This window comes from Micromonospora deserti (genome assembly GCF_003236335.1).
Lineage (GTDB): Bacteria > Actinomycetota > Actinomycetes > Mycobacteriales > Micromonosporaceae > Micromonospora > Micromonospora deserti.
The window spans coordinates 1-5,777 of the sequence record NZ_POUB01000335.1; the positions used below are offsets into that span (position 1 = coordinate 1).

The 5,777-nt window shown below is 73.5% G+C and carries 3 protein-coding genes; all 3 read left to right on the forward strand.

The window, feature by feature from the left end; translation table 11 throughout:
* Positions 1-55 precede the first annotated feature (55 nt).
* Positions 56-3,562, forward strand: a complete 3,507-nt coding sequence (gene fxsT, locus C1I99_RS28540) for an FxSxx-COOH system tetratricopeptide repeat protein (RefSeq protein ID WP_111137301.1) — start codon at positions 56-58, stop codon at positions 3,560-3,562.
* Positions 3,563-3,574: 12 nt separating this feature from the next.
* Positions 3,575-4,579, forward strand: a complete 1,005-nt coding sequence (locus C1I99_RS28545; protein ID WP_146604075.1) for a hypothetical protein — start codon at positions 3,575-3,577, stop codon at positions 4,577-4,579.
* Between the two features lie 93 nt (positions 4,580-4,672).
* Positions 4,673-5,777: cation:proton antiporter (locus C1I99_RS32955; protein ID WP_199562424.1), on the forward strand; the 1,105-nt coding region annotated here is incomplete at its 3' end.

Below are 5,777 nucleotides of genomic sequence, written 5' to 3' on the forward strand. Positions count from 1 at the left end.
TTGCTTCGTCGGCAGCGTCAGATGGGTATAAGAGACAGCCCTCTACCGGTACGCGGTGCCCGGCTCGACCTCCGGCTTCGCGATGGTCGGTGTCGGGGCGGACGCCCACGGCCTGCCGGCCGGGGATCCGGTGCGGGTCCGGCAGTTGCTCCAGCAGGCCGGCTTCGACTACGTGCTGATCGACACCCCGGTGGACCTCACCGTGCCCGCGGTCACCTACTCCGCGGTGCTCAGCGACGCCGCGGTGGTCTGCATGCCGCCGCGCCGCCCAGCCATGCAGAGCGCCGCCGCGCTCGCCGCGCAGCTGCAACTGCACGCCACCGGCGGCATCCGGGTGCTCGCCGCGCCGACCCTGCGCGACGTCCACCAGCCGTGGCACGGCGAGGCCCGCGACTCCGCCCGCCGCGCCTTCGCCAAGCTGCTCGGGGGCCCGTCGCCGGGCGCGGCGGCAACCCCGCCGGTGGAGATCATCGAGGTGCCGGAGCAGGTCTACGACACCTACGACGACGTGCTGGCCGTGCTCGCCGACGAGCCGGACGACGAGACCAGCCTGCTGGCCGCGTACGAGCGGATGGCGGAGTGGATCAGCCGCGGCGCCGTGCGGCACCTGGCGACGGTGCCCGAACGCATCCGCCGCCGCTACCGCCGAGGGGTCCGGCTGGAGCCGGCGGACAGCTCCGACGACATCGTCGTGGTGTACGACTCCGTCGACCGCCCGTGGGCCGACTGGATCGGCGGCCAGCTCCGGCGGGCCGGTGTCCGGCCCCAGCTGCGGGCGGTGCGGCGGGGCCGCGACCCGCGGCTCGCGCCCGACGCCACCGTGCTGGCCGTGCTCTCCCCGGACTTCGCCGATGTGGTCGGGACGGACCTGTCCGGGCTGGAGCCGGGCGCCCGCCGCCCCGCCGCCGAGGTGGTCGGCGTGCTGGTGGCCGGCGCCGACTGGGACGACCGGCTCGACCCCGGCCACCTGGTCGACCTGCGCGACGCCGACGCGGTACGGGCGCAGTCGCTGCTGCTGAGCTGTCTCGGCCTCATCGCCCCGGGCCAGCCGGCGGGCGACCTGCGGGCCGTCCCGCGCTTCCCGGCCGAACCCGACCGGCGGCTGCGGTTCAACGTCCCGCCCCGCAACCCGTCCTTCGTAGGCCGCGACGACTACCTGGAGCGGCTCCGCGACCACCTGCTGGAGGACAGCCGCCCGGTGACCCTCACCGGCGGCGCCGGGGTCGGCAAGAGCGAGCTCGCCCGCGAGTTCGCCCACCGCTTCGCCTACGACTACGACGTGGTCTGGTGGATCCCGGCGCAGGACCGGGAGACCGTGCAGGCGGCGCTCGGCGCGCTCGCCGACGAGATCAACGCGGTGGACAGCGCCGGGGCGGCGGAGGCGGCCCTGGAGGCGCTCGCCGCGCCGAGCGGCGCGTACTCCCGCTGGCTGCTGATCTACGACAACGCTGACGACGAGGACGTGCTGACCGGCCTGCTGCCCCACGCCGGCGCCGGCCACGTGCTGATCACCTCCCGCGACGACGGCTCCTCCAACCTGCCCTCGCCGCTGGAGGTCGCCGCGTTCACCGGCGACGAGAGCGTGGCCATGCTGCGGCGGGTGCTCGGCATCAGCACCGAGGACGCCCGGTCGATCGCGGTGGCGCTGGAGCACCTGCCGCTGGCCCTGCGACTGGCCACCGCGTGGATGCGGGAGAGCACCAAACGGCTGGAGCGCAGCGGCGTACCCAGCCTGGAGGCGGTGGGCCGCTGCGTCGCCGAGTTGCTGGCCCGACTGCGGCGGAACGCGGACGAGGACCCGGACGAGCGGATCCCCGGCTCGCACACCTCCAGCGTGGCCCGGGTGCTGGACATCACCCTGGACACCCTGCGCCACACCGAGTTCGGCAACCTGGCGATCCAGCTGGCCGAGCTCAGCGCGTTTCTCTCCCCCGAGGGCATCGGGCTGCCGCTGCTGCGGTCCACCCCGATGCTGACCCAGCTCGCCGCCGCGGCAGACGCCGACGCGGAGGAGCTGCTGCTCAACGCCGGGGAGATCGACCTGGTGCTCGCCGTCGGCGCCCGCTACGCCCTCTACGACGTCGACTGGGGGCAGGGCGGGGCGCTGCGGATGCACCGGGCCATCCAGGTCCTGCTGCGCGAGGGCATCCCCGAGCCGGAGCGCCGGGCGCGGCACTGCCAGGTGCTGCACGGGCTGGCCGGCTACGCCCCGACCGACCCGGAGGCCGACGACGTCCGGTACGCCGACGTCTTCGACGAACTGCAGCGGCACCTCGTCCCGTCCGGGGCGCTGGAGTCGACCGACCGCGTCGTCCGGCACTGGGTGGTCAAGCAGTTCCGGTACCTGTTCGTCCTCAACGACAGCGACGTCTGGGCGTCGGCGTTGCAGCTGGCCCGGCTGGCCTGCGAGCGGTGGACCCGTGACGACGAGTTCGACCAGCTCACCATGCGGCTGTTCATCCAGACCGCGAACCTGCACCGGGCGCTCGGGCACTACCAGGAGGCGCTGCGCCTCGACGACCAGGTCCTCAGCGAGCAGCGCAAACGGTACGGCCTGCGGCACTTCCGTACGCTGATCGCCGGTCGCGGTCGTGGCGGCGACCTGCGCGGCCTGGGCCGGTTCGAGGACGCCCTGGTCGAGGACCAGGCCACCTTCAAGGGCTTCCGGGAGGTGGTCGGCGACGACCACCCGAACACCCGGATGGCAGTGAACAACCTCGCCATCTCCTTCCTGCTCACCGGTGACTCGCGGGAGGCGCTGCGGCTGGCCCGTCTGGAGCGGGACCGCCGGATGCTGCTGTTCGGCCCGGAGGACCCGCGGACCTGGCGGGTGTCGTGCCAGGTCGGCACGTACGAGCGGGAGGTCGGCGAGTACGAGCGGTCGCTGGCCACCCTGCGGGAGACGCTGGCCCGCATCCACGAGCTGCAGTCCGCCGGGCACCTGGACGAGCTGCGGGTCAACCGCAGCCTCGCGGTCACCGAGCGCCGGCTCGGGCTGACCATCCCGGCGAAGAAGCGCAGCACCGAGACGTTCCGCGGGTACCGGGAGCATCTCGGCGAGGACCACCCGCTGACCCGGGCGAGCCTGCTCAGCCTCGCCGCCGACTACTACCGCACCGGTGACGCCGGGTACGCCGTCAAGCACGCGATGCGCTGCCTGCGCGGCTACGAGCGGCAGCTGGAGTCCGGCCACCCGTTCACCGCGGTCTGCTCGGTCAACCTGGGCCTGTTCCAGCGCGGGGCGGGCGAGTTCGACCAGGCCGTGCGCGACGGTGAACGGGGCCTGCGGTCGCTGCGTACCCGGCTCGGTGACGCGCACCCCTGGACGCTGGCGGCGATGACCGCGCAGGCCGGCCACCTGGCCGCCCGCGGTGACCTGGACGACGCCCTGCGGATGCAGCAGGAGGCGCACCGGTCCTGCCTGGCCTACCTCGGCCGCCGGCACCCCTGCACCGGCGACGCGGAGGCCAACCTCGCCGCGATCCGGGCGTTGCGCGACGGCGCGGAGGCCCCCGGCGTGGTCGCGCTGGCCGACAGCGACATCGATGTGCCGCAGAGTTGAGGGAGTGCCGTGGTGACAGAACCGGAGCTGCTCGACGTCCTGGTCGAGGAATCCGCCGAGCAGGACGTCCCGAGCTTCCTCAAGAAGCGGAACCTCTGCCGGGACCTGCTGCTGCGCGGCTGCGGTGTCTACCACGTCGCCTACTACACGACCGGGGTGCTCGACTTCGCGCTGGACGTGTTCGCCCATCCGTCGGCGCCGCCCGCTCCTGACGGGGTCGACCTGCCGGAGCGCCGGGAGCTGCACCGCCGGGTGGGTGCCCAGCTGGTGTACCGGGTCAGCGAGCTCAACCGGCGGCTGCGTGAGCTGCAGTGCGGCTCGCTGATCCGGACGGTCGCGCAGACCCGCGCCGGCCTGGTGTTCTGCAATGCGGTGGTGAGCAACGAGCACGTGGTGGGCTTCGGAGCCGCGCCCGACGGGGGACCGGCGGCGGTGGCTGATCCGGCGCGGGTCAGCGAGATCGACCGGGCGGCCGCCGGGCTGGCCACCGACCTGCGTCGGCTGGTGCGGCAGCGGTCACAGAACCCCGGCGGGTGGCTGACCACGGTGGACGGCGAGCAGGGCCCGGATGCGGAGCGGCTGGCCGGCGACCCGTTCCCGCCCCGGGTGACCGGTCGGCCACCGGCGGAGGCGGCGACGGCCCTGCGCCCGGCGGGGTTGCACTACCTGAGCCGCCACCGGATGGCCGAGCCGGCCTGGAGCGTCGACATCCTGGCCCACCCGGAGCTGGCCCCGTTCTTCAACCGGGGGATCACGGTGGCCGACCGCGGCGCGCGCTACCAGCGGCTCGCCGGCGACCTGGCGCTGCTGGCGTTGCAGGTCGCCCGGGATCTGCGCCGGGCGGTGGGCGGGGACGTCTCGCGGCTGGTCCTCGACATGGAGATGGGTGCGGTGTTCTACTACCGGCTGTCCCCGGACGACTACCTGTTCGGCGTCACGCTCGACCAGGATTCCGTCGCTCGGGCCGACCGCGCGGTGTGGACGGTGGCCCGGCACCTCGCGGATGAGTCGGTCTGATTTGTCCGGATCATTCACGTGGTTCACGATGGATCCAGTTCCCCCGGCACGGTATTCTCGCCGCGGATCTAGCGGGATCAACACGACGGTTGGGTGGCCGTGACCGTGCTGTCGAGATCAACGGCCGTGGTCGCCGCCGCCGCGGTCGGCCTGCTGGTGGGCTGGGCCGGCGACGTCGAAGGGCTGGAACGCGCTCCGGCGTACCTCCTGCTCGCCTCGGTGCTGCTGGCGGTGGGGCTGGTCGGCAGCACCCGCGACATCAGCTTGGCCGACGTCCGTGCCCACCTGCGCACCGTGCTGCTGGCGGTCACGGTCGGGGTGGTCGCCAAGGCGGCGATCATCGCTGGCGTGGTGTTCCTGGTCTTCCGCGACCCGGCACTGCTCGTCCTCGGCGTGGCCGTCGCCCAGATCGACCCGCTCGCCGTCGCCGCGATGAGCCGCCCCGAGCGCACCTCGCCCCGGGCCCGCTCCATCCTGTCTATCTGGGCGTCGTTCGACGACCCGGTGACCGTTCTGCTGACCATCTACGTCTCCGCGGTCGCCCTCGACCTGCAGGGCGACACCAGCGGCGCGCTGGCCGGCGCGCTCAACGACGGTCCGCTCGACATCCTGCTCGGCCTGCTCGCCAACGCCGCCTTCGCGGTGGTCGCCTGGCTGCTCTGGCGCCTGTTGCGGGCCGCCGGGATGCGTGAGGACATCACGGTACGGCCCCGCGTCCGGTCCGCGCTCAACGCGGTGGCCGTCGCCCTGCTGATCCTGCTCGTCCTCTTCGCCGCCTGGCAGTTCCTCATGCTGGGGCTGGCGATCACCGGCCTGTTCTTCCGCCCCCGTCTCGGCCCGGTCGTCGGCAAGTCCACCCTGGCCGCCTATCTCGTCGCGGCCTTCCTGCTCGGCGTGCTGCTGGTGTACGGAGTCGACCTGGCCACCGGCGTGGTGCTCGGGCTCTCCGCCGTGGCGGCCCAACTGCTGGTGTCGGTACCGATCACCCGGGGGCTGCCGACCCGCGACCGGCGCTACCTCGCCTGGGGGCAGCAGAACGGCATCACCGCGGTGATCCTCGCCCTGGTCCTCGAGCAGGACTTCCCCGGCACGGTGGGGATCGTGGCCACCGCGATCGTGGTCATCAACCTCATCCACGCGCTGGCCACCGCGCTGCTCGACCGGCGCCGCCCCCCGGGCCGTGCCGACCCGCCGGTGC